Annotated in this window: 30 protein-coding genes and 1 riboswitch; of the genes, 16 read left to right on the top strand and 14 right to left on the bottom strand. The window is 64.5% G+C overall.

The window, feature by feature from the left end; translation table 11 throughout:
- From AC0L30_RS39235 to AC0L30_RS39250, 4 genes are all read right to left on the bottom strand, one after another.
- Positions 1-250, bottom strand: a 250-nt coding sequence (locus tag AC0L30_RS39235; RefSeq protein ID WP_473406493.1) for a hypothetical protein, incomplete at its 3' end; no start/stop codon positions are given.
- A 7-nt stretch (positions 251-257) separates the two neighbouring features.
- On the bottom strand, positions 258-644 hold the full coding sequence (locus tag AC0L30_RS39240; protein ID WP_007596782.1) for a hypothetical protein: 387 nt from the start codon (positions 642-644) through the stop codon (positions 258-260).
- Between the two features lie 111 nt (positions 645-755).
- Positions 756-935 (bottom strand): hypothetical protein, encoded by a 180-nt coding sequence (locus AC0L30_RS39245; RefSeq protein WP_007596783.1) that lies wholly within the window; start codon positions 933-935, stop codon positions 756-758.
- 96 nt (positions 936-1031) lie between these two features.
- On the bottom strand, positions 1032-1274 hold the full coding sequence (locus AC0L30_RS39250) for a hypothetical protein (RefSeq protein WP_473367005.1): 243 nt from the start codon (positions 1272-1274) through the stop codon (positions 1032-1034).
- Between the two features lie 283 nt (positions 1275-1557).
- Between AC0L30_RS39250 and AC0L30_RS39255 the strand changes: the two genes are divergently transcribed.
- The 5 genes from AC0L30_RS39255 (at position 1558) to AC0L30_RS39275 (ending at position 4943) form a co-directional block, all read left to right on the top strand.
- Entirely contained in the window at positions 1558-2010 is a 453-nt protein-coding gene (locus AC0L30_RS39255; RefSeq protein WP_473406494.1) for a nuclear transport factor 2 family protein, read from the top strand.
- 219 nt (positions 2011-2229) lie between these two features.
- Positions 2230-2670: a nuclear transport factor 2 family protein gene (locus AC0L30_RS39260; protein WP_354172465.1), complete on the top strand. Its 441-nt coding sequence runs from the start codon at positions 2230-2232 to the stop codon at positions 2668-2670.
- A 214-nt stretch (positions 2671-2884) separates the two neighbouring features.
- Positions 2885-3802 (top strand): hypothetical protein, encoded by a 918-nt coding sequence (locus AC0L30_RS39265; RefSeq protein ID WP_473367002.1) that lies wholly within the window; start codon positions 2885-2887, stop codon positions 3800-3802.
- Positions 3803-4116: 314 nt separating this feature from the next.
- Positions 4117-4539, top strand: a complete 423-nt coding sequence (locus tag AC0L30_RS39270; RefSeq protein WP_007596788.1) for a hypothetical protein — start codon at positions 4117-4119, stop codon at positions 4537-4539.
- Between the two features lie 266 nt (positions 4540-4805).
- Positions 4806-4943 (top strand): hypothetical protein, encoded by a 138-nt coding sequence (locus AC0L30_RS39275; protein WP_007614812.1) that lies wholly within the window; start codon positions 4806-4808, stop codon positions 4941-4943.
- 41 nt (positions 4944-4984) lie between these two features.
- On the opposite strand, the gene AC0L30_RS39280 is transcribed toward AC0L30_RS39275, so the two are convergent.
- From AC0L30_RS39280 to AC0L30_RS39290, 3 genes are all read right to left on the bottom strand, one after another.
- Positions 4985-5131, bottom strand: a complete 147-nt coding sequence (locus AC0L30_RS39280; RefSeq protein WP_007596790.1) for a hypothetical protein — start codon at positions 5129-5131, stop codon at positions 4985-4987.
- A 198-nt stretch (positions 5132-5329) separates the two neighbouring features.
- Positions 5330-5812 (bottom strand): MaoC family dehydratase, encoded by a 483-nt coding sequence (locus tag AC0L30_RS39285; protein WP_007596799.1) that lies wholly within the window; start codon positions 5810-5812, stop codon positions 5330-5332.
- Complete coding sequence (locus AC0L30_RS39290; protein ID WP_473406503.1) at positions 5812-6264, bottom strand: MaoC family dehydratase; 453 nt, start codon at positions 6262-6264, stop codon at positions 5812-5814. Before AC0L30_RS39290 ends, AC0L30_RS39285 begins: the two co-directional genes overlap by 1 nt.
- Before the next feature lie 178 nt (positions 6265-6442).
- On the opposite strand from AC0L30_RS39290, the gene AC0L30_RS39295 reads away from it, so the two are divergent.
- A complete protein-coding gene (locus tag AC0L30_RS39295; RefSeq protein ID WP_007596805.1) occupies positions 6443-6739 on the top strand; it encodes a DUF4282 domain-containing protein in 297 nt (98 codons plus the stop codon).
- Between the two features lie 82 nt (positions 6740-6821).
- Here AC0L30_RS39295 and ychF read toward each other — a convergent pair whose 3' ends face one another.
- The 4 genes from ychF to AC0L30_RS39315 form a co-directional block, all read right to left on the bottom strand.
- The gene (ychF, locus tag AC0L30_RS39300) at positions 6822-7919 is read right to left on the bottom strand and encodes a redox-regulated ATPase YchF (protein ID WP_473406495.1); all 1098 of its coding nucleotides are present in this window, start codon (positions 7917-7919) and stop codon (positions 6822-6824) included.
- A gap of 5 nt (positions 7920-7924) precedes the next feature.
- Positions 7925-8530 (bottom strand): aminoacyl-tRNA hydrolase, encoded by a 606-nt coding sequence (gene pth, locus AC0L30_RS39305; protein WP_473406496.1) that lies wholly within the window; start codon positions 8528-8530, stop codon positions 7925-7927.
- Positions 8531-8588: 58 nt separating this feature from the next.
- On the bottom strand, positions 8589-9308 hold the full coding sequence (locus tag AC0L30_RS39310; protein WP_007596810.1) for a 50S ribosomal protein L25/general stress protein Ctc: 720 nt from the start codon (positions 9306-9308) through the stop codon (positions 8589-8591).
- A 182-nt stretch (positions 9309-9490) separates the two neighbouring features.
- Positions 9491-9742 (bottom strand): accessory factor UbiK family protein, encoded by a 252-nt coding sequence (locus tag AC0L30_RS39315; protein ID WP_007596812.1) that lies wholly within the window; start codon positions 9740-9742, stop codon positions 9491-9493.
- 168 nt (positions 9743-9910) lie between these two features.
- On the opposite strand from AC0L30_RS39315, the gene AC0L30_RS39320 reads away from it, so the two are divergent.
- The 8 genes from AC0L30_RS39320 to AC0L30_RS39355 all read left to right on the top strand — a co-directional run bounded on the left by AC0L30_RS39320 (position 9911) and on the right by AC0L30_RS39355 (position 17573).
- Positions 9911-10642 (top strand): dienelactone hydrolase family protein, encoded by a 732-nt coding sequence (locus AC0L30_RS39320; protein ID WP_473406497.1) that lies wholly within the window; start codon positions 9911-9913, stop codon positions 10640-10642.
- Between the two features lie 14 nt (positions 10643-10656).
- Complete coding sequence (gene lgt, locus AC0L30_RS39325; protein ID WP_007596816.1) at positions 10657-11502, top strand: prolipoprotein diacylglyceryl transferase; 846 nt, start codon at positions 10657-10659, stop codon at positions 11500-11502.
- Between the two features lie 21 nt (positions 11503-11523).
- Positions 11524-12642, top strand: a complete 1119-nt coding sequence (locus tag AC0L30_RS39330; RefSeq protein ID WP_473406498.1) for a class I SAM-dependent methyltransferase — start codon at positions 11524-11526, stop codon at positions 12640-12642.
- Positions 12639-13406: a peptidoglycan editing factor PgeF gene (gene pgeF / locus AC0L30_RS39335; RefSeq protein ID WP_473406499.1), complete on the top strand. Its 768-nt coding sequence runs from the start codon at positions 12639-12641 to the stop codon at positions 13404-13406. The genes AC0L30_RS39330 and pgeF overlap by 4 nt, the downstream gene beginning before the upstream one ends.
- A gap of 113 nt (positions 13407-13519) precedes the next feature.
- Positions 13520-14146, top strand: coding sequence for a hypothetical protein (locus tag AC0L30_RS39340; protein ID WP_007596820.1), 627 nt, complete (start codon positions 13520-13522; stop codon positions 14144-14146).
- Between the two features lie 193 nt (positions 14147-14339).
- Entirely contained in the window at positions 14340-15293 is a 954-nt protein-coding gene (locus AC0L30_RS39345; RefSeq protein WP_007596822.1) for a ribose-phosphate pyrophosphokinase, read from the top strand.
- 220 nt (positions 15294-15513) lie between these two features.
- On the top strand, positions 15514-16542 hold the full coding sequence (locus AC0L30_RS39350; protein ID WP_354172455.1) for a putative zinc-binding metallopeptidase: 1029 nt from the start codon (positions 15514-15516) through the stop codon (positions 16540-16542).
- Positions 16539-17573, top strand: a complete 1035-nt coding sequence (locus AC0L30_RS39355; protein ID WP_007596826.1) for a D-alanine--D-alanine ligase family protein — start codon at positions 16539-16541, stop codon at positions 17571-17573. Before AC0L30_RS39350 ends, AC0L30_RS39355 begins: the two co-directional genes overlap by 4 nt.
- Before the next feature lie 76 nt (positions 17574-17649).
- Here AC0L30_RS39355 and AC0L30_RS39360 read toward each other — a convergent pair whose 3' ends face one another.
- Positions 17650-18213 (bottom strand): 6,7-dimethyl-8-ribityllumazine synthase, encoded by a 564-nt coding sequence (locus AC0L30_RS39360; RefSeq protein WP_007596828.1) that lies wholly within the window; start codon positions 18211-18213, stop codon positions 17650-17652.
- Between the two features lie 76 nt (positions 18214-18289).
- A riboswitch (FMN riboswitch) is annotated at positions 18290-18449 on the bottom strand.
- 386 nt (positions 18450-18835) lie between these two features.
- Between AC0L30_RS39360 and AC0L30_RS39365 the strand changes: the two genes are divergently transcribed.
- Both AC0L30_RS39365 and proC read left to right on the top strand, forming a co-directional pair.
- Complete coding sequence (locus AC0L30_RS39365; RefSeq protein WP_007596830.1) at positions 18836-19336, top strand: type III secretion system chaperone family protein; 501 nt, start codon at positions 18836-18838, stop codon at positions 19334-19336.
- Between the two features lie 200 nt (positions 19337-19536).
- On the top strand, positions 19537-20361 hold the full coding sequence (gene proC / locus AC0L30_RS39370) for a pyrroline-5-carboxylate reductase (protein ID WP_473406500.1): 825 nt from the start codon (positions 19537-19539) through the stop codon (positions 20359-20361).
- A 132-nt stretch (positions 20362-20493) separates the two neighbouring features.
- On the opposite strand, the gene AC0L30_RS39375 is transcribed toward proC, so the two are convergent.
- Together AC0L30_RS39375 and AC0L30_RS39380 are read right to left on the bottom strand one after the other, a co-directional pair.
- Positions 20494-20889, bottom strand: a complete 396-nt coding sequence (locus tag AC0L30_RS39375) for a thioesterase family protein (protein ID WP_219683636.1) — start codon at positions 20887-20889, stop codon at positions 20494-20496.
- Between the two features lie 111 nt (positions 20890-21000).
- On the bottom strand, positions 21001-21204 hold the full coding sequence (locus AC0L30_RS39380) for a tautomerase family protein (protein ID WP_025590867.1): 204 nt from the start codon (positions 21202-21204) through the stop codon (positions 21001-21003).
- Positions 21205-21267 lie beyond the last annotated feature (63 nt).

Genomic DNA, 21267 nt, shown 5'->3' on the forward strand with positions numbered 1-21267 from the left:
CGAAGAGCAGCGGTTCGTAGGCGTTCTTTGCAAATCCCGGGAATGTCGATCCCGCCCAGATGGCGAGACAGCTGTAGAAGATCGACGCCATCGCGATGGTGAGGACGTGACTGCCACCGCGGTCATGTCCCAGGAGCTTCACCATCAGCGACGCCGCGGCGAAGATCGGGAAGCCCTGAAGGATCGTGGTGAGCGCAAAGCCTTCGAGCCAGTTGAGCGGGCCGGATTTCGACGCGGTGACCAAGGGCATGATGCGATCACCCCACGCTCGCCGTCACCACCGCCATCACCGACAGCAGCAGCACGATGGTCATGAGCTGGAGCGAGGCGACCGGCTGGGTGCGCCATGCCGTGATCTTCTCAGTGAGCGACAGATGGGCCTCGAAGAACTTCGGCTCGTAGACGGTCTTGAACAAATGCGGGAAGTTCGGCCCCAAGGTCACCGCAAGCAGCGCGTGGGCGAGTGAGGCGATGGCGACGAAGATGGCGACGCCGGGATCGCCGACCAGGTCGTGATTGCCGACCAGCTTGAGCAGGAAAGCCGCGGCGGCGAAGGTCGGGAAGCTCTGCAGCGTCGCAGTCAGCGCGAGGCCTTCAAGCGCGTTGTGCAGGCTGGACTTTCTGACTGTGGCGATGGCGGCCATGGCGCGTCTCCCTGATGACATGGGGAGGACGATAGCCACAGGGGAAGGCGCGCGATGTGAGCTGGCTCACGCCCGTCCGAGAGCCCGGGACGTGAGGCAGCCGGGACCGGCTCAAAGCTGGCGAAAGAAAACGAGATAGATGGCGAGGCCGATCGTCGAGAATGACAGCAGAACGCCGACCCAATTGTACTTGACGCCCGCAGAACGGGAAGCCTTCCCCACGAAAGCGACGACGAAATACAGGAACAGGATTGCGAGGACTAAACCCCACAAGGACTTCCCGACGTCCATCGTTCCCTCGCCTGGTTCAATCCCAGCGTTCGCGAATGGAATTTACCATCGAAGCATGCCGGATAGAAGACGGCGGGAGCACAGTTTTCCGTGCCGTTACAGCTTGCCCTGCCCGTTCACCTGGCTCTGCTGTTGCCGCTGCCTCTCCTGCTCTTGCTGCTCCTTGGCATGGTGGCGGCCGTAGAGGCAGCCGGCGGCGGCGCCGAGGACGCCGTGATGGCCGGCATAGTGGCCGGCGACGCCGCCGACGACGGCGCCCTTGATGCAGCCCTTGGCATTGGCGGCGGAGGTCGCGCCAACCATGAGAAGTGCGGCGGCGATTGCGGCGAGGGATTTCATGGATCGATGTCTCCGGATCGGTGTCGCAATCTCAACGGGCACGGACCCGTCCCTGTTCCCGTGTTCGCTGCCGCGCGTTGGGCAGCGCGAGCCCATGCAGCCGAACGCCGTGCGAATTCGTGCAGGCGCACGGTAACTCAACCGCCAGTTGCAGCCATGAACCTGGCATTGCGTTTGCGCGTCAAATGGTCTGCAACGTCCCCTGTGGTTTTGCGGATTGCCGGTGTCCGAAGCCGCGCGTTAGCCTTGCGCAAACTCCACACGGCCAATGAGGACGGGCGGAATGACGGTCGAGAAGCTCAATCGCCAGCGCGTGCTGCACCTGCTCGACGCCATCGGGCGCAGCGATCTCGAGGCCGCGCTGTCTTGCTGCACCGACGACGTCGACTTTCTCACCCACGCGCCGATCGACGTGCTGCCGCACATGGGCCCCTGCCACGGCAAGAAGGAGCTCGGCGAATTCTGGCGCACCGTACAGGAGCGATACGCCGAAATCCGCTACGAGGTGCCGCAGATCGTCGCCGAAGGCGACACGGTCGCGGCCTATCTGCGCGTGTTCTTCAGGAAGCGCAGCCACGACCGCACCATTCAGGTCGACATGGCCATATTCTACACTTTCCGCAACGGCCAGGTGGCGCAGATCCGCGAGATCATCGATTCCTACGATTTGGTGCAGCAGGTGCTGGAACGTGAGATCGGCCCGCTGATCGTGGGCGAGCGGGCGGACGGGGGCTAGCTCTCTCCAAAAACCGGCCCGGACCGGGAAAATACGGAGTTCTATTGTAAATCTCACACGCCGGGATCAATTGTGCATTGCGAAAACGTGAATTGCGTTTTGGCCGAATTGGCGTATTTTGTTCGTATACAAATGAGTTGAGCGACCCCGCGGCACCTATCCTGTGCGCTTGGGGTTATTTTTCGTTTTTTCGCAAGCCAGCTTTCAGGACTGCCCAAGATGACAGAGCACAGCCTCTGGCGTTTCTCGCGCGCATTGCACCGCGCGATCAACGACCGGCATTTCGAGGACATCGAGGCCCTGATCGACGAGGACGTCGAGTGGGCGCTCTACGGCCCGATCGACATGTTTCCGTTCCTCGGCGCGCGCCAGGGCAAGGACGCCGTGCTCGATGTCATCCACCAACTCGCCGACAATTTCCAGGTCCGCCGCTTCGACCGCGAGAGCATCATGCTCGGCGTCGATTCCGCCGCCTCGATGCTGCGCTATTCGCTGACCGCGCTGGATTCCAACAAGCCGATCAGCTTGCGAGTGGCGCAGTTCGCCCAGTTCAGGGCAGGCAAACTCACCAGCATGCGCGTGCTGATCGACACGTTCGATCTGGTCGAGCAGGCACTCGGCCGCGCCATTCATCTGCCGAAGATGACCGGCGTCGGCTGAACGGAACACCAACGGGCCCCGCACTTCGGGACCGATGACTGATGCTCCCCGCGACGCGTCCTGGCCTCCAGCCCCGCCGGATGCAATCGTGGAGAAGCTCGTCATCGGGCGCGCGCCTTTCGCGCGGCCCGTTGGTTCGCGCTTGATGGAGCCGCCACAATTTCGCGACGATGGTTCCGCATCCTCGGCGAGAACTGGGCTGACGGGCAGGACGATGGAATTCTCGACAGGGTTTGGCTGGACCAGGCTGCCGATGCTGGCGGCCGCTTTCATCTTGGGATCGGTGCTGACGGTGTCGGCGCAGATCATTCCGCCCTTCTCCCCCGGCCCGGCCGCAGCGCCCGACGACGAGGCCGAGACGGCGGAGGCGCCTGATGTCAACGATCCCGACGTGCTCCGCGGCATCGACGTCGACAAGCTCGACTGGGGCCAGCTCGCGATCGACGCCGGCACGCTCAACGACATCATCGCCGCCAAGAAGCGCGCGCAGGCCGCCGCCAAGGACGGGCTGAACTGGGCGACGAACGCCAACGCCAACGGCACCTCGGCCGTGACGGTGAAGCAGTCGGTATCCTCATTCTGGGACGCCCGCATCGGCGCCGACATGACGGTGACGAGCGAGCCGCGGACGATGTCCGAGCTGCTGGCACAGAAGGCCACCAATGGCGGCAACGTGCCTCAATCGTCCGGCAGCGCCTGGGCGGCTGCGACCGCGCCGGGCGCAGGCGCGATCTGGGACAAGACCGCGGTGGAGGCCCGCGTCGATCCCGGCGCCGAACAGAGCAAACTCGGGGCGGCGCTGATCAAATCGGTGCCGCTATCGGGCGACACGTCGCTGACGCTCCAGAACGGCTACAGCGTCAACCAGCAGGGCACCACGGCGCTCCCCGGAGTCGGCGGTCACATCACGCGGAATTACGAGACCGAGCAGTCGGCCAAGGTCACTCTCACCGACACCGGCACCAGCATCACCGCGGGCCAGTCGCTGTCGACTACCGACGACAAATGGCTGCGCAAGGTCGGCGCCGAGCAAAAGCTGTTCGACAACGTCACCGTCTCCGGCTCGGTCGGCGAAACCTCGCAAGGGGCGATCAACAAGAGCCTGACGGCGGGTTTCAAGAAGAGCTGGTAGTTGGGCGCTAATCTTTCTCCTCATCCTGAGGAGCGCGCTCTTGCGCGCGTCTCGAAGGATCGAGGCCCCCGCTGCTACAGTTGGGCCTGCATGGTTCGAGACGCGCTTCGCGCTCCTCACCATGAGGAGCTACAAAGTTCGCCGGTGCGGCCGCGTTCAGACTTCCGTAACCATACGCCACGGCAAAGCCCCCGAATGGACCGCCCTTGCCGCACCTCGGCCAAGTTGCGGCCAAAATCCGACGCCCTAGTCCGGACTGACGTCGTCGTGCGGGGGACACTCGCGCTGCGCTCAACGCGAACAGGGGAATAACGATGAACGCCATGCGTCCGGAAAAGACCGAAACCACCGAGACCGAGACCATCGACACCAACCTCGCCGCCGTGACGGAAGTCGAAGCCGGCATCCGTGACTTCGTCCGCAACGACATCGCCTATCTGCGCCGTCCGGCAGCGACCGCCACGGACGCGCCGCCGCTCGATCCGAGCGCGGAGGCCACCGTCACCAACGTCAACTCGCTGATCCAGCGCGTCGCCGGCACCTCGCTCGCCGAGATCGAGAATCTGATCTCCGAGCTCGAGAGCCTGCGCGACCTGCTCCACGCCGAAGGCCAGCGCGTCCAGCGCGAGATCTCCGGCTACGCCCAGCTCAGCCAGGCCGCGATGAAGTCGACCCGCATGATCGCCGACAACGTCTCGCAGTGGAAGCGCGCCGCCGACGGCCTGCGCAACAGCTGATCGCTGACATCACGCATCACCGGCCGCCGCGTTCCGAAAGGGGCGCGGCGGTTTTGATTCTGGGGGGCACCCTCAATGTAACGTCATCATCCGCGAAGGCGGATGATCCAGTATTCCAGAGGCGGTGATGTGCTACCGAGACGCCGCGGCGTACTGGATGCCCCCGCTTTCGCGGGGCATGACAGCGGAGGGTTTTGAACCCCCCACCGCCACCCGACGACTAACGCCAAGCGCTCCTGCCATCGCGGCGGGCCCGGGGACATGTCATGGAAAGCATTCGGCCCGACACCACCGACCCGATACCGCTGCGGCCCGCGCCGAACCAGTTCGGCACGATCATGCTGCGTTTTGTCGGATTGCTGGCGGTTGCGATCGCGATATTGGCGTTCGTCTATAGCCGCTGAGGGCGGAGGCCGCGTTGCGGCCCCGCAGAGTTAACGAAGTCTTACCGGGCGGCTTCCACGGTCGAAGCTTCCAGGGTGTAGGCACCATCGGCATAGCCCTTCACCACCATGCCGGCGACCAGCATCACGGCCAGCGTGGCGGTAGCAAAGATGAATCCGACCAGCTTGAGTGCGCCGCGGTCTGCCATGGTCCTCGTCCCCTGTACTCTGCCCAGTTCGTTCAAATAGACAGCGACAGGTTCATAATTGGTTAGCAACTCGATGGTTCCGCACACTGCTTCGCGGGAAAACCATGTTGCGCAGGCTTATGGCAGCCCCCCGGAATCGCGTCCATAGCGCGGAAGCAACACTCGCACGATGTTTTCGCCGTTCATCCTGGAACGAATCTAACCGCCGTTCGCACGCATCGGCACGAAGGCCGTTGCGGTGATGGCGTAGACGTCCTCGCCTCGCTGGTTGGTGCCGGTGGTGCGCGCGGTCAGGATGCCCCAGCCGGGTCGCGAGGCGGAGCTGCGTTTGTCGATGACGACGTTGACGTAGGTGACGATGTCGCCGGCGAGCACCGGCCTGATCCAGCGCAGGTCGCGAAAGCCCGGCGACGGGCCCCACACCGCGACCTCCTCGCCGCGCGAAGCGGCTTCCCGCGCCAGACGCTGGCCGTCGGCGACAAGCAGGCTCATGCAGGCCGAGCCGACATGCCAGCCCGAGGCCGCGAGCCCGCCAAACAGCGAGTTCTTGCCCTCCTCCTCGTCGAGGTGAAAACGCTGCGGATCGAACTTTGCGGCGAATGCCTTGATCGACTCCGCCGTGAACGTATAGGCGCCGATCTCGCGGCGATGCCCAATCTCGATCTCCTCGAAAAACGGCATCAGACCGCCCCCTCGCGCCGCTTGATCAGGATCGGCGACGTCATCTCGCACAGCGCCTGCCCCGCCGCGTTACGCACGGTGCATTTGAACTTGACGATGCCGAGCTCCGGGCGGCTCTTCGAGATGCGGGCCTCCACGACGTCGACATCGAGCATGAGGTCGTCGCCAGGCCTCAAGGGCGACAACCACCGCACTTCATCGACGCCGGGAGATCCCAGCGAAGCGGCGCGGGTGATGAAACCGTCGGCCATCATCCGCATCATCAGCGAACAGAGATGCCAGCCCGAGCCGGACAGGCCGCGCAGCATGCTTTTGCCGGCGGCCTCCTCGTCGAGATGCATCGGCTGCGGATCGAACTCGGCGGCAAAGGCCAGGATCTCGTCGCGCGTGACATGGCGCGGGCCGAATGTTCCGAACCGGCCGGGCGGGAAATCTTCGAAGGTCAGGGTCATCTTGGGAAAGGTTTGAGGGAATGACAGATTGTGGCCGCACTTTACGGCAATCTCAACCCGCCGGCCCGCATGGCTCGTGCTACATTCGGCGCGCCGGCGTCGGTCTTGAGTCGGATCGATCAGGGGCCACGATCCATTTGCAAGGCCCGACAACACCCGAATTGCCCTGGGGAGAGCAATGTTTTCATTCAGCGACCTGTTTCAATGGGACCGCTTCATCACGCCGACGATCATCAAGACCTTCTACTGGCTGGTGATCGCGCTGATCTGCCTGTTCGGCCTCTCCGGCATCTTCTCCGGCCTCGCGATGATGGCGATCAGCCCGTTCGGCGGCTTCCTGATGCTGCTGTCGTCGATCGCGAGCGTTGTCGTCGGGATCGTGTTCTCGCGCATCATCGCGGAGCTGATCCTGATCATCTTCCGCATCAACGAGCACCTCGGCGCGATCAGGGATCAGGGCGGCGGGGTGCGGTGAGGCAAGCACCGGCGCCGTTCGGCAAAAGAGGAGGCATGGTGGGTTACGCTGCGCTAACCCACCCTACGAACCTATCGATGTCTTACGTATTGAACCTGAAATGCATCACGTCGCCGTCGGCGACGACGTATTCCTTGCCTTCGAGGCGGAGCTTGCCGCCATCGCGGGCGCCGGCTTCGCCGCCCAGCGTGACGTAGTCTTCATACGCAATGGTCTCGGCGCGGATAAACCCCTTCTCGAAGTCGGTGTGGATCACACCGGCCGCGCCCGGCGCCTTGGTGCCGCGATAGATCGTCCAGGCGCGCGCTTCCTTCGGGCCCACCGTGAAATAGGTGATGAGGTCGAGCAGCGTGTAGCCGGCGCGGATCAGGCGATCGAGGCCGGCCTCTTCGAGACCCAGCGTCTCCAGGAAGTCGGCGCGTTCGTCACGCGAAATGGTGGCGATCTCGGATTCGATTTTTGCCGAGATGACGACGGCAATGGCGCCTTCCTTGGCGGCTTGGTCCTGCACCGCCTTCGAGAACGAATTGCCTGATGCGGCCGAGCCTTCCTCGACGTTGCAGACGTAGAGCACGGGCTTGGACGACAGCAGGCCGAGCATGCCGAAGGCGCGCTCCTCCTCGGCCTTGCGTTCGACAAGACGCGCGGGCTTGCCCTCGCGCAGCAGCACCAGGGTGCGATTGACGAGGTCGAGCTGCTCCTTGGCGTCCTTGTCGTTGCCCTTGGCCTTCTTGGCCAAATTGTCGACGCGCTTTTCGAGGCTGTCGAGATCGGCGAGCATCAGCTCGGTCTCGATGGTCTCGATGTCGGCGAGCGGGGCGATCTTGCCCTCGACATGGGTGATGTCGGAATCCTCGAAGCAGCGCACGACATGCGCGATGGCGTCGACCTCGCGGATGTTGGCGAGGAACTGGTTGCCGAGGCCTTCACCCTTGGACGCGCCGCGCACGAGGCCGGCGATGTCCACGAAGGTCAGCCGGGTCGGGATGATCTGGCCCGACTTGGCGATCGCTGCGAGCTTATCGAGCCGCGGATCCGGCACAGCGACCTCGCCGACATTCGGCTCGATCGTGCAGAACGGATAGTTCGCCGCCTGCGCCGCGGCCGTCTCGGTCAGCGCGTTGAACAAGGTCGATTTGCCGACATTGGGCAATCCGACGATCCCGCATTTAAATCCCACGAGCGTTAATCCTTGCCGTTGTCGTCCTTGGTCAAAAATCCCTTCGCCTGCATGGCGAGGTGCACCCTGTTGGCGAAAGTCGCGTCCGTGCCCTTGGCAACCAGTGCCGCGTGCTCGGCCACCGCGTCGCAGAGCGTCGCCACCCAGTCGTTGTCCGCTTTGGCGAAGTCCGACAGCACGTGGCCGTGCACCAATTCCTTCACGCCGGGATGACCGATGCCGAGCCGCACCCGGCGGTAGTCGTTGCCGATATGGGCGGAGATCGAGCGCAGGCCATTGTGGCCGGCGATGCCGCCGCCGATCTTCACCCGCACCTTGCCCGGCGGCAGTTCGAGTTCGTCATGGAATACGGTGACGTCGCCCAGCGCGATCTTGAAGAAGCTTGCCGCTTCTTGAACGCTGCGGCCGGACTCGTTCATGTAGGTCATCGGCTTGAGCAGGATCACGCGCTCGGTGCCGAGCGTGCCTTCCGAGGTCTCGCCCTGAAACCTGCGGCGCCAGGGTGCGAACCCATGACGCCGCGCGATCTCGTCGACGGCCATGAAGCCGACATTGTGCCGGTTACGTGCGAATTTCGGGCCGGGATTGCCGAGCCCAACAAACAGTCGCATGACGCGGCGCGCCCCTCGCTCGGCGCGCGGTCAGGGACCGCGCGCCAGCTTTGAGAGATTACTTCTTCTTGTCGCCGCCGGCGGGGGCCTTGGCAGCCGGGGCCTTGGCAGCCGCTGCCGGAGCAGCAGCACCCGCAGCCGGAGCAGCACCAGCCGCCGGAGCAGCAGCACCCGCAGCCGGAGCAGCAGCCGCAGCCTTCTGCTCTTCGGCGTAGCCGGACGGCGGCACGATGGTGACGAGGGTCGCGTCCTCGGAGGTCAGCGCCTTCACGCCGGCCGGCAGCTTGATGTCGGAGAGATGCAGCGAGTGGCCGATCTCGAGCGAACCGACGTCAGCCTCGATGAACTGCGGGATGTTCTCCACGCCGCACTCGAGCTCGATCGCGTGCGCAACGATGTTCACGGCGCCGCCGCGCTTCACGCCGGGCGAACCTTCAGCCTTCACCACGTGCAAGGGAACGCTGATGCGGATGGTGGCGCCTTCGCCGAGCCGCATGAAGTCGACGTGGATCGGGAAGTCCTTGACCGGATCGAGGTGGTAGTCGCGCGGAATCACGCGGTGCTTGTTGCCTTCGAGGTCGATGTCGACCAGCGTGGTCAGGAACCGGCCGGCGAGGATGCGCGAGCGCAGTTCGCGATCGTCAACCGAGATGGTCAGCGGGGGCTGGTTGTTGCCATAGATCACTCCGGGCACTCTCCCGGCGCGACGCTCAGCCCGGGCGGCCCCCTTGCCGCTCTTCGGACGTGCGGTCGCCTTCAATTCCTTGACGGTCGCCATAACGTTAAGTCCTTGTTTTTGCAAAAGTTAATGGGCCGCAACGCGGCCCATGGCATACGCCGCAGCAAGCCTCCAGGGGTGCGGGGGCTGCGGACGTGGCGGGCTTTTACCCGGAAGACGCGGAAATGACAAGGAGAATGGGCTGCCGGGCGGAACCGGATCGCCCGGATGGACCGGCGGAGTTAGCCGCCGAGCTTGGCCTCCAGCGCCGCGATGCGCGCCTTCAGAGCCTCGTTCTCCTCACGCGCCAGGCGCGCCATGTCCTTGACCGCCTCGAACTCCTCGCGCTTGACCAGGTCCATGTCGCGCAGGAATTTTTCGGCCTGGGTGCGCATCACCGTGTCGAACTCACGCTTGACTCCCTGCGCGGCACCGGCGGCGTCGTTCATCAAGCGGCCGATCTCGTCGAAAAACCGGTTGTTGGTCTGGGTCATGTCGGTCTCCTGGCGGCTTTCGATGAACTCTGCGCGAACACGCCGGGAGACAATGGCAATCCGATGGGGCCGGTTCAAGGGCCGATCGGCGGTATCCTTGTCATGCCCCGGTTTCCTTGCAATCGTATTCAACGTCCCTGCATAAGAAGAATCACAAAGGCGCTCGAGATGATCGACCAGCAGATCGCGATCCCCACCAAGGACGGTCATACCGCAACCTTCATCAGCCATCCCGAACGCGGCGGGCCGTTTCCGGTCATCCTGTTCTACATGGACGCGCCGGCGATCCGCGAAGAGCTGCGCGACATGGCGCGCCGGCTCGCGACGTCGGGCTATTACGTGATGCTGCCGAACCTCTATTACCGCTCCGGCGTGATGGAGCTCGGCGCGCTGCCGGCCGATCCGAACGCCCCGGAGCGGAAGCGCATGTTCGCGCTGATGGGATCGCTCACGATCCCGATGATCATGGACGACACGCGGGCACTGCTGACCTATGCCGAGGGCCAGGCGGCCGCGAACACCAAACTGATCGGCACCGTCGGCTACTGCATGAGCGGCCGCTACGCCGTCAACGCCGCCACGCATTTTCCCGATCGCGTCAAGGCCGCCGCCTCTGTCTACGGCACGCAGCTCGCAACCGACCAGGACGACAGCCCGCATCTCGCGGCAGCCAAGACCAAAGCCGAACTCTACTTCGCCTGCGCCGAGACCGACATCTACGCACCCGCCGAGATCATCGAGAAGGTGAAGCAGGGCATGAGCGGCGCCAAAGCCGAAGTCGAGATCTATCCCGGGACCCATCACGGCTTTGCCTTCCCCAAGCGTCCGGTCTACGACCGCAACGCCGCCGAACGGCATTGGGAGCGTCTGCTGGCGCTCTATCGCCGCAATCTCGTCTAGACATAGAAGGCGCGATGCCCTTTCTGCTCATCGACTTTCCCGCCTTCAAGCCGATCGCGATCGAGATCGGTCCGTTCGCGATCCGCTGGTACGCGCTGGCTTATATCTGCGGCATCGTGTTCGGTTGGCTCTATGCGCGCTCGCTCCTGAAGAAAGAGCGGCTGTGGGGCGGCCCGGCGCCGATGTCGTTGGTGCAGATCGACGACTTCATTCTGTGGGTCACGCTCGGCATCATCCTCGGCGGCCGCACCGGCTATGTGCTGTTCTACAATCTGCCCTTCTTCATCGACCATCCCGCCGCGATCTTCAGGCTGTGGGAAGGCGGCATGTCCTTCCACGGCGGCTTCCTCGGCTGCGTCGTCGCGGTGATGTGGTTCGCCTATCGCAACCGCATCTCGATCCTGTCGCTCGGCGACATCACCACCGCCGTCGCCCCGGTCGGGCTGCTGCTCGGCCGCATCGCCAATTTCATCAATGGCGAATTGTGGGGCCGCACCGCCGGGCCGGAGCTGCCCTGGGCGATGATCTTCCCCAACGATCCCACCCAACTGCCGCGTCATCCGAGCCAGCTCTACGAGGCCGGCATGGAGGGCATTTTGCTGTTCACGGTGCTCGCGATCATGATCCGCTTCGGCGCCCTGAAGCGGCCGGGCATGATCCTCGGCGCGTTCATCCTGATCTATGGTCTGAGCCGGATCGCCGGCGAGCATTTCCGTGAACCGGACGTCCAGCTCGGCTTCCTCTGGGGCGGATTAACCATGGGCATGCTGTTGTCGATTCCGATGCTTATTGTGGGCGGCATACTTATTGTATTGGCAGTGAGGCGCGGTGCGCCCGAGCCCGCAGGGGCTATTCGTTAATTCCTTTTGAGAAGATAGGCCGTGACCGACCAGCCGTTACTCGACGAGATCAAGGCGCTGATCAAATCCTCAGGCCCCATGCCGGTCTGGCGGTACATGGAACTGTGCCTGATGCATCCGCGCTATGGCTATTACGTCTCGCGCGATCCGTTGGGACGAGAAGGCGACTTCACCACCGCGCCCGAGGTCAGCCAGATGTTCGGCGAGCTGTTGGGCCTATGGACCGCCTCGGTGTGGAAGCAGATGGGCTCGCCGCAATTCCTGCGGCTGATCGAGCTCGGTCCTGGCCGCGGCACCATGATGGCCGATGCGCTGCGTGCGCTCCGCGTGCTGCCGCCGCTCTACCAGGCGCTCCACATCCACATGGTCGAGGTCAATCCGGTCCTGCGCGAGCGGCAGAGTGCGACGCTGTCGGGCGTGCGCAACATTGCCTGGCACGACAGCATCGACGACGTGCCGGACGGACCGAGCATCATCCTCGCCAACGAATATTTCGACGTGCTGCCGATCCACCAGATGGTCCGTCACGAGAACGGCTGGCACGAGCGCGTGATCGAGGTGGACGCCAACGGAAAACTTCAATTCGGCGCGGCGGCCGAGCCGACCCCACGCTTCGAGGTGCTGCTGCCGCCTCTGGTGCGCGCCGCGCCCGTCGGGGCCGTGTTCGAGTGGCGGTCCGATGCCGAGATTATGAAGCTCGCCAGCCGCGTGCGCGACCAGGACGGCGCGGCGCTGATCATCGATTACGGCCATCTGCGCAGCGATGCCGGCGACACCTTCCAGGCGATCGCGCGCCACACCTTCACCGATCCCCTGAAGGCGCCGGGCCAAGCCGACGTCACGGCCCATGTCGACTTCCAGGCGCTCGCGCGCGGGGCGGAGGACGTGGGCGCCCGCGTGCACGGGCCGGTGACGCAGGGCGATTTCCTCAAGCGCGTCGGCATCGAGACCCGTGCCGCCGCCTTGATGCAGAAGGCGGCGCCCGACGTTGCCACCGACATTTCGATCGCGCTCAAGCGCCTGACTGAAACCGGGCGCAGCGGCATGGGTTCGATGTTCAAGGTGCTCGGCATTTCCGAGCCTCGATTGACGGGCCTTGCCGGCCTCAGCGATCTCGAACGCGCCGGAGACGGTTCATGACGCTTGCCTCCTCGCTGCTCTCCGCGGTGCCCGGCCTGCGCCACGCCTTCTTCACCCGCGAGGGCGGCGTCTCGGGCGGTATCTATTCCGCGCTGAACGGCGGGCTCGGCTCCAACGACGACCAGGCCCTTGTCGCAGAGAACCGCCGCCGCATGGCCGAGCATATCGGCGTCGCACCGGAACGCTTTCTCAGCCTGCACCAGATCCATTCGCCCGACGTGCTGGTGGCCGAAGCTCCGTGGCCGAGCGGGCCGCGGCCGAAGGGCGATGCGCTGGTGACGAAGGTGCCCGGCATTGCGCTCGGCGTCTCCACCGCCGACTGCGGGCCCGTGCTGTTCGTCGACCCCAATGCGGGCGTGATCGGCGGCGCGCATGCCGGCTGGAAGGGCGCGCTCACCGGCGTGCTGGAGCAGACCATTTCAGCGATGGAAAAACTCGGCGCCTCGCGCAGCGGCATCATCGCCGCGATCGGCCCGCTGATCCGCCAGGACAGTTATGAAGTCGGCAACGAGTTCGTGGCGCGCTTCATCGAGGCGGATGCGGACAACACGATGTTCTTCATCCCGTCGGTGCGCGAGGGACACGCGATGTTCGACCTCGCCGGCTTCATCCGCAAGCGTCTGGAAGCCGCGGGCATCCTGATGATCGACGATCTCGGTCTGGACACCTACGCCGACGAACGCTTCTTCAGCTACCGCCGCTCGGTGCATCGCAAGGAGCCGGATTACGGCCGCCACGTTCACGCGATCGCGCTCGAAGCGTGAACACAAAGGCAACCCCGTGTCATTCCGGGGCTATGCCTGCGCGCGATGACAGTGGGCTGTGGCGCCCCCGCCCTAGACGTTAATGCGTTTTAACGATATCGCTGCCCTCCATAATGAGGGACGCGTCATTCATCTTGCGCCGCGCAGGTTCGCGCGTGCTGGCGGTCATGCTGCTGACGGCTGCGACCGCGCTTGGCGGCTGTGCCGGTGGCGGTGGTGCCGCAAACTCCTACGCCATGGCGCCGAGCGCCGGCTCCGGGGCGACAGTCGCGTTCGAATCGATCGACGGGCCGCCGCCGCAAGTGTTCGACCGCATGGTCGGCGTGCTCGACACCGAATCCAAGCTGCGCAGCCTGTCCGTGGTCTCCCGCGAGGGGACGGCTGCCTACCGCGTGCGCAGCTACCTCTCCGCTCAGATCGTGCGCGGCAAGACCGTGATCGCCTGGGTCTGGGACGTCTACGACGCCAACCAGCAGCGGGCGCTGCGCCTTTCCGGCGAGGAACCTACGGCGGCCAAGGGCGGCCGCGACGCTGCCCGGGATCCTTGGGGAGCTGCCGACGACCTCGTGCTGCGGAAGATCGCCCAGGCCGGATTCAGCGGACTTTCCAACATGATCAACGGTACGCCGGATGCGCCGGGCTCGGCTCCCGGCTTGCGCGGGGCGGCTGTGGCGAGCGTGATCCCGGAGGCTCCGGCGGCCGGGATGCCGGCCTCGGCGCTGGGCTATGCCGAGCGATAACCCCCGCGAAACCACGGCCCCAACTTCCGGCCAAACCGTTGGCCCGACTCGGGATTTCGCAGGGAAAACGTAGCGTCCCGGGTTGCCATTGCAGCCCCCGGCCTGATATTTCCTCGCCCGTCGTAACCGTGCTTCCAGTGGGTATTGTTTGATGTTGAACATCGTGTCCAGCAAAGCGCGGGAGGAAGCGTCCATGTCGGCCAAGAACGGCTCCATCAAGCTCGTCGCCGGCAACTCCAACCCGGCTCTCGCACAGGCCATCGCGCAAGGTCTCGACCTGCCGCTGACCAAGGCGGTGGTACGGCGCTTCGCCGACATGGAGATCTTCGTCGAGATCCAGGAGAACGTGCGCGGCTCGGATGCCTTCGTCATCCAGTCGACCTCGTTCCCGGCGAACGACCATCTGATGGAATTGCTGATCATCACCGACGCACTGCGCCGCTCCTCGGCGCGCCGCATCACTGCGGTGCTGCCCTATTTCGGCTACGCCCGGCAGGACCGCAAATCGGGTTCGCGCACGCCGATCTCGGCTAAACTCGTCGCCAATTTGATCACGCAGGCCGGCGTCGACCGCGTCATGACGCTCGACCTGCATGCCGGCCAGATCCAGGGCTTCTTCGACATCCCCACCGACAACCTCTACGCGGCGCCGCTGATGGTGCGCGACATCAAGGACAAGTTCGACCTCTCCAGGACGATGGTGATCTCGCCGGACGTCGGCGGCGTGGCCCGCGCACGCGGTCTCGCCAAGCGCATCAACACACCGCTTGCGATCGTCGACAAGCGCCGCGAGAGGGCGGGTGAATCCGAGGTCATGAACGTGATCGGCGACGTCGCCGGCTACACCTGCATCCTGATCGACGACATCGTGGACTCCGGCGGCACGCTGGTGAACGCGGCCGACGCGCTGATCGCCAAGGGCGCCAAGGACGTCTACGCCTACATCACCCACGGCGTGCTCTCCGGCGGCGCGGCCGCCCGGATCACGAACTCCAGGCTGAAGGAACTGGTGATCACCGACTCAATCCTGCCGACCGAGGCGGTGAGCAAGGCCCCGAACATCCGCACGCTGCCGATCGCCAGCTTGATCTCGGACGCGATCGCGCGCACCGCCGCGGAAGAGTCGGTGTCGAGCCTGTTCGACTGAGCACGCTGACCTCGTAGGGTGGGTTAGCCCTGCGGACTGCGCGAAGCGCAGACCGCTCGGCGTAACCCACCACTTCTACCCCCGCGGAAAGTAAGAGGCGGGTTACGGCTGCGCCTAACCCACCCTACGGCTCCCTCACGCGCCGCCGCTCCCCATTGTTGCCAACGACCGCCCATGACATCATCCGAATCCCGAGTCATCTCTGCCCTCTGGATGCCCGATGCCACGCCGGAAATTTGCCTGGGAGAAGCTGGCGGATGACGAGTTGCTCAAGCAACGCCTCTCCAGCCTGAGGGTTACGGTCGAAGGCACCTGGCTCGAGGATTGCGTCAGCACGCTGTACGAGGAGCTCGAGGAGCGCGGCATCCGGCTGCGGCCGCACACCTGGATGTCGAGCGAATGGTTCAGCCCGGGCGGCGTTCCCGGCATCGCCATTCCGTTCTATCTCGCTCATCCCCGCCTGATGAAGCTCGAGAAGAAGATGATGTTCGACGTCGAGGGCGGAACCTGGCGCGAATGCATGGCCATCCTCCGTCACGAAGCGGGCCACGCCATACAGCACGGCTACCAGTTGCAGCGCCGCCGGCGCTGGCAGCAACTGTTCGGCCCGTCGTCGAAACATTATCCGCGCTATTACCGGCCCAATCCGGCGAGCCGGCGCTATGTCCAGCATCTGCGGCTCTGGTACGCGCAGAGCCATCCGGACGAGGATTTCGCCGAGACGTTTGCGGTGTGGCTACGGCCCCGTTCGAACTGGCGGACGCGATACGCTGGTTGGCCGGCACTGAAGAAGCTCGAATATGTCGACGAGCTGATGGGCGAGATCGCGGGAAAGCGGCCGCCGATCACGACGCGGGAGCGTGTCGATCCGCTGGGTCGGCTCAGCCAAACGCTCGAAGAGCACTACAAGAAGAAGCAGGCGTTCTACGCCTTCACGCCTCCCAAGACCTACGACCGCGATCTCTCCCGGCTGTTTTCGGCCGATCCGCGGCATCACCGCTCAAAGCCGGCTTCGACCCTGATCAGGCGCCACCGCTCCCAGATCAGGCAATTGGTCGCGCGATGGACCGGCGAGAATCAGCTTACGCTCGATGCCGTGCTTGACGAGATGATCTCCCGCTGCCGCGAGCTCGACCTGCGCGCCGTCGGTCCTGAACAGAAGCTCGTTCTCGACTTCATCGTCCTCGTGACCGCCAAGACGATGCACACGATGTTTGGCCCATCTCGACGAAAATGGATCGCGCTATGAGACGTCTGCGCATTCTGGTGCTCATGCATCCGGACTTCGTGCCGCCGGACTCCAGCGACGGGCACACCGCGCAGGAAATCAATGCGTGGAAAACCGAATACGACGTGGTGAGCACCTTGCGCGCAGCCGGCCATGAGGTTCGCCCGCTAGGCGCGCAGGAGGAAATCAAGCCGGTGCGCGAGGCGATCGAGGAGTTCAAGCCGCACGTGGTTTTCACGCTGCTGGAGGAATTCCACAACAACGTCGCCTTCGACCAGCACATCGCGAGCTATCTCGAGCTGATGAAGGTCCCTTATACCGGGTGCAATCCGCGCGGCCTGACCCTGGCCCGCGGCAAGGATCTGTCCAAGACGCTGGTGCATCACCGCCGGATCGCCGCGCCGGCCTTTGCCGTCTTCCCGATGCGCCGCAAGGTGAAACGCCCGACGCGTCTTGCGCTGCCGCTGATCGTCAAGAGCCTGAACATGGATGGCTCGTTCGGCATCTCGCAAGCATCGATCGTCGACACCGACGAGAAGCTGGCCGAGCGGGTCGCCTTCATCCACGAACGGGTCGAATCCGCCGCCATCGCCGAGCAGTTCATCGAAGGACGAGAGCTTTACGTCGGCGTGCTCGGCAACAACCGCTTACGAGTCCTGCCGGTCTGGGAGTTGAAATTCGGCAGCATGGGCGGCCGCTCGTCACGGCACATCGCCACGGAGAAAGCCAAGCACGACACCGACTATCAGGAGAAGGTCGGCATCGTCGACGGGCCTGCGAAGGATCTGGCGCCGGAAGTGACCGCCAGGATCCAGCGGGCCGCGAAACGCATCTACCGGGTGCTTGGCCTCGACGGCTACGCTCGTATCGATTTTCGTCTCACCGCCGACGGCACGCCGTATTTCATCGAAGCCAATCCAAATCCCGAGATCGCCAAGAGCCAGGAATTCGCCACGGCCGCTCTACATGACGGGCTGAAATATCCGGCTCTCCTGCAGCGCATCCTGGCGCTCGGAATCAGCCGCGCCAAAGCGGGCGTGTCATTGGGGTGATGACGGCTGCGATCACCCCTCATCCTTCGGGACGCGCTTCGCGCCCCTCGGGATGAGGGATGGTCGTTGCGCGGCGTTACACGATTCCCGCGGCGACCTGGCCGCGCAGGCGTTCGAGCCCGAGCAATGTCTCCGCACAGGCGGCCGCCACTTCGACGCCCTTGATCGCAAAATGCCTGCGGAAGAAATCGTAGTGCACCTCGGTCTCGTGGAATTGCTGCGGCGTCAGCACCGCGGAGAACACGGGCACCTCGGTACGCAGCTGCACGTCCATCAACGCCTTGATCACGGTGTCGGCGACGAATTCATGGCGGTAGATGCCGCCGTCGACGACGAGGCCGGCCGCGACGATCGCGGTGTAGCGCCGCGTCTTGGCGAGGATCTGCGCATGCAGCGGGATCTCGAACGAGCCCGGCACCTCGAACACGTCGACATGATTGAGGTGGCGCGCTTCTGCCTCCTTCACGAAGGCGATACGGGCCTCCTCGACCACGTCGCGGTGCCAGCAGGCCTGCACGAAGGCCACCCGCTGCGGTTTCGCGAAGCGCGGGTGGTCGGGCGCCGGGTCCTGTGGAACCGGCGGTGGCGTTTGGGTTGGTTGGGAGGTTTCGGCTTGGGGATCTTGCAACATCTGATTCATGGCTTTCCTCAGTTAAGGACCAGAATCAGGGCACACGGAACGACAAACAGCCGCATCCTGCGATGCGTCTGCCACCGACCGTTCTCTTTCATCCGGACTTTAACCGTCGGCTTCGGAGTTGCACCGAATCTGCTGACCCTTCCCCGCAGCAACAGGCTTTGAGGAAGGCGCTCGCGGGCTTGGGCCTTACGGCCCTTACCGCCGGTGGGGACTTTCACCCCGCCCTGAGAACATCGGCCGTCCGGAATGAACGGCCTGACCGAAATATGACGCCGGTTCGGGGCCGCGGCAAGCGGGTTCCGCATGGGAAAATCGCATGGTCCCATACCGCGAAGGCGGTCCAGGGGGCACGCCGCGGAATTAACGATCGGGGGCGGCCCCAAATCCGATTCCGATTTGTTCTTCCCGTTAATAATTGTGGCCGAGATGAGCTGTGGACGAACGAGTCCTGACTTGTGGACGGACTCGGCAGCCAGTTGCGCAGATTCCGCAAATCACATCAGTTGATCCGCGACAAGCCCGCGCTGATCCGAACGGATCGCCTTAGCAAATTTAAGGGAGCGCGCGCCGGACCAACCGCGTGCGTATCAAAGACAACAAAAAGGCAAGAGGTCGAGACGGCATGTCCCTGCTCGAAGGCACTATCGATTCCAAAAACCATCCGCTCGCGGTGGTCGAGGATATCGCTGCCAGCAACAACTGGCCGTTCGAACGCTCCGGCGAAGACGAACTCACGATTGTCTCCAAGGGACAATGGACCGACTACCAGATCTCCTTCACCTGGATGGGCGAGATCGAGGCGCTGCATCTGGCCTGCGCATTCGACATGAAGATTCCGGTTGCGCGGCGATCTGAGGTCCAGCGGCTCGTCGCCGCGGTCAACGAGCAGCTGTGGGTCGGGCACTTCGACCTGTGGACCACCACCGGCATGATCATGCACCGGCAGGCCCTGGTGCTGCCGGGCGGGCTCATCGCCTCCACCGGCCAGTGCGAAGCCATGCTCGCCGGCGCCATCCACGCCTGCGAACGCTATTTCCCGGCGTTCCAGTTCGTGGTGTGGGCCGGCAAGTCCACGGCGGAAGCCATGGACGCGGCCATGTTCGACACGGTGGGCGAGGCTTAAGGCCTCTCAGCAAGTGAGGGAGCCACACCTCCCTCCTCATCGTCGTCCTGGCGAAAGCCAGGACCATATCGCGAGGTCTCTCCGTGTCTCGCGGTGCTTGTTGCCCTGCCATCCTTCCACTAGAACCAGCCGTGGTAATGGGTCCTGGCCCCCCGTGCGCAATTGCGCACTAGGCCAGGACGACGGCGGTGGCGACAGCGATGGCGAACAGCACTCTCCAAAACATCACCGGCACCATCCTGCTCGCCGGCGCCGGCAAGATGGGCGGCGCGATGCTGACCGGATGGCTTTCGGGTGGGCTCGACCCGCGCCGCGTCGCGGTGATTGATCCTCACATCTCGGCCGAGATCACCGCACTTGCCGCCAAGGGGATTGCGCTCAATCCCGACGTGACGACGGCGGGCCAGGTCGAGACGCTCGTGGTCGCGGTGAAGCCGCAGATGTTCCGCGAGGCCGGCGCCAAGCTGAAGCCGTTCGTCTCCGACAAGACCGCGGTAGTGTCGATCATGGCGGGAACCACGATCGCCTCCCTCGAGGAGGTCTGCGGCGGCGCTGTGGTGCGCGCGATGCCAAACACACCGGCCGCGATCGGTCGCGGCATCACGGTGGCTGTCGCCGCGAACAATGTCAGCGCACAGCAACGCGCGGTGGCCGATGCGCTACTACGCGCCACCGGCTCGGTCGAATGGGTCGACGATGAGAGCCTGATGGACGCGGTGACCGCGGTGTCCGGCTCGGGCCCGGCCTATGTGTTTTTGCTGGCCGAAGAGCTCGCGCGCGCCGGTGTCGAGGCGGGATTGCCCGAGGCGCTCGCGACAAAACTCGCGCGCCAAACCGTCGCCGGCTCCGGTGAACTTCTCCACCAGTCGGAGCTTGCCTCCGGCACGCTGCGCCAGAACGTCACCTCGCCCGGCGGCACCACGGCTGCGGCACTCGGCGTGCTGATGGGCGAGCCCGGCCTGCGCGATCTGATGATCCGTGCGATCGCGGCGGCGACGAAACGGTCGAAGGAATTGGCGAAGTAAGGAAGCTATCCCCTCATGGTGAGGAGGCGCGAAGCGCCGTCTCGAACCATGCAGGCCCGGCTCTCGCCTGTGGCGATCCTTCGAGACGACCGCGGCGCGGTCTCCTCAGGATGAGGGCGGAGCAAGCGGCTCCTAGCTCGTCCCCAGCCGCTTGTTGAACATCGCGACATTAATGAGCCCGCGCGCGTGGCGGCCTTCGCCGAGTTTTCGCGAGCCCTCGAAGGCCTCGACCTCGAAGCGGATGACGCGGCGCTCGACCGCGACCACCTTCGCGGTAGTCCGCACCGTCGCACCGACGAGAGCTGCTGCAAGATGGCGGATGTCGACCTCGGTGCCGACGGTGACCCAGCCGGGCTGAAGGACGCTACGGATCGCATCGCCCGACGTCATCTCCATTTCCAGAATCATCATCGGCGTCGCATAGACCATCGGCATGCCGGGCACGAAATGCCCGACCGTGCGCTCCACCGGCACCACCAGCGTGCGCTCGGCGCTCATGCCGGCCTTGATGAAGTCGCGTGCGTCCATGGATCCCGCCCGTCGTTCCGGGGCGCGCGAAGCGCGAACCCGGAATCCAGAGATTGTCGATCGAGATTCCGGGGTCAGCCCTCACGGCTGCCCCGGAATGACGCTAACGCGTCACTTCTTCGCAGCCGCCGCGCGCTCCACGAACGTCTTGCCGCCCTTCATCTTGTGGGCAAGCGGGGCTTCGTTGATCTGGATGACGACGGCGTCGGCATCGACGCCGAGATTCTTCACCAGCGCCTGGGTGATGTCGCGCATCATGCCGGCCTTCTGCTCGTCGGTGCGGCCCGCGGCCATGCTGACAGTGATCTCAGGCATTTTTCTCTCCCTATGCTGTCGTCATGGCCGGGCTTGTCCCGGCCATCCACGTTCTCTTCCATC

The sequence above is a fragment of the Bradyrhizobium sp. MI1.11 genome (assembly GCF_055811255.1).

Excerpts from the sequence above, each read along its gene's own strand:
- AC0L30_RS39365 (WP_007596830.1), top strand. The coding sequence starts at position 18,836 with ATGTCCCTGCTCGAAGGCACTATCGATTCCAAAAACCATCCGCTCGCG.
- AC0L30_RS39295 (WP_007596805.1), top strand. The coding sequence starts at position 6,443 with ATGTTTTCATTCAGCGACCTGTTTCAATGGGACCGCTTCATCACGCCG.
- AC0L30_RS39245 (WP_007596783.1), bottom strand. The coding sequence starts at position 935 with ATGGACGTCGGGAAGTCCTTGTGGGGTTTAGTCCTCGCAATCCTGTTC.
- AC0L30_RS39270 (WP_007596788.1), top strand. The coding sequence starts at position 4,117 with ATGAACGCCATGCGTCCGGAAAAGACCGAAACCACCGAGACCGAGACC.
- AC0L30_RS39240 (WP_007596782.1), bottom strand. The coding sequence starts at position 644 with ATGGCCGCCATCGCCACAGTCAGAAAGTCCAGCCTGCACAACGCGCTT.
- AC0L30_RS39360 (WP_007596828.1), bottom strand. The coding sequence starts at position 18,213 with ATGAATCAGATGTTGCAAGATCCCCAAGCCGAAACCTCCCAACCAACC.
- AC0L30_RS39260 (WP_354172465.1), top strand. The coding sequence starts at position 2,230 with ATGACAGAGCACAGCCTCTGGCGTTTCTCGCGCGCATTGCACCGCGCG.
- pgeF (WP_473406499.1), top strand. The coding sequence starts at position 12,639 with ATGACGCTTGCCTCCTCGCTGCTCTCCGCGGTGCCCGGCCTGCGCCAC.
- lgt (WP_007596816.1), top strand. The coding sequence starts at position 10,657 with ATGCCCTTTCTGCTCATCGACTTTCCCGCCTTCAAGCCGATCGCGATC.
- AC0L30_RS39315 (WP_007596812.1), bottom strand. The coding sequence starts at position 9,742 with ATGACCCAGACCAACAACCGGTTTTTCGACGAGATCGGCCGCTTGATG.
- AC0L30_RS39255 (WP_473406494.1), top strand. The coding sequence starts at position 1,558 with ATGACGGTCGAGAAGCTCAATCGCCAGCGCGTGCTGCACCTGCTCGAC.
- AC0L30_RS39250 (WP_473367005.1), bottom strand. The coding sequence starts at position 1,274 with ATGAAATCCCTCGCCGCAATCGCCGCCGCACTTCTCATGGTTGGCGCG.
- AC0L30_RS39280 (WP_007596790.1), bottom strand. The coding sequence starts at position 5,131 with ATGGCAGACCGCGGCGCACTCAAGCTGGTCGGATTCATCTTTGCTACC.
- AC0L30_RS39265 (WP_473367002.1), top strand. The coding sequence starts at position 2,885 with ATGGAATTCTCGACAGGGTTTGGCTGGACCAGGCTGCCGATGCTGGCG.
- AC0L30_RS39380 (WP_025590867.1), bottom strand. The coding sequence starts at position 21,204 with ATGCCTGAGATCACTGTCAGCATGGCCGCGGGCCGCACCGACGAGCAG.
- AC0L30_RS39275 (WP_007614812.1), top strand. The coding sequence starts at position 4,806 with ATGGAAAGCATTCGGCCCGACACCACCGACCCGATACCGCTGCGGCCC.
- AC0L30_RS39350 (WP_354172455.1), top strand. The coding sequence starts at position 15,514 with ATGCCACGCCGGAAATTTGCCTGGGAGAAGCTGGCGGATGACGAGTTG.
- proC (WP_473406500.1), top strand. The coding sequence starts at position 19,537 with ATGGCGAACAGCACTCTCCAAAACATCACCGGCACCATCCTGCTCGCC.
- AC0L30_RS39310 (WP_007596810.1), bottom strand. The coding sequence starts at position 9,308 with ATGGCGACCGTCAAGGAATTGAAGGCGACCGCACGTCCGAAGAGCGGC.
- AC0L30_RS39290 (WP_473406503.1), bottom strand. The coding sequence starts at position 6,264 with ATGACCCTGACCTTCGAAGATTTCCCGCCCGGCCGGTTCGGAACATTC.
- AC0L30_RS39345 (WP_007596822.1), top strand. The coding sequence starts at position 14,340 with ATGTCGGCCAAGAACGGCTCCATCAAGCTCGTCGCCGGCAACTCCAAC.
- AC0L30_RS39375 (WP_219683636.1), bottom strand. The coding sequence starts at position 20,889 with ATGGACGCACGCGACTTCATCAAGGCCGGCATGAGCGCCGAGCGCACG.
- AC0L30_RS39320 (WP_473406497.1), top strand. The coding sequence starts at position 9,911 with ATGATCGACCAGCAGATCGCGATCCCCACCAAGGACGGTCATACCGCA.
- AC0L30_RS39285 (WP_007596799.1), bottom strand. The coding sequence starts at position 5,812 with ATGCCGTTTTTCGAGGAGATCGAGATTGGGCATCGCCGCGAGATCGGC.
- pth (WP_473406496.1), bottom strand. The coding sequence starts at position 8,530 with ATGCGACTGTTTGTTGGGCTCGGCAATCCCGGCCCGAAATTCGCACGT.
- AC0L30_RS39355 (WP_007596826.1), top strand. The coding sequence starts at position 16,539 with ATGAGACGTCTGCGCATTCTGGTGCTCATGCATCCGGACTTCGTGCCG.
- AC0L30_RS39340 (WP_007596820.1), top strand. The coding sequence starts at position 13,520 with ATGAGGGACGCGTCATTCATCTTGCGCCGCGCAGGTTCGCGCGTGCTG.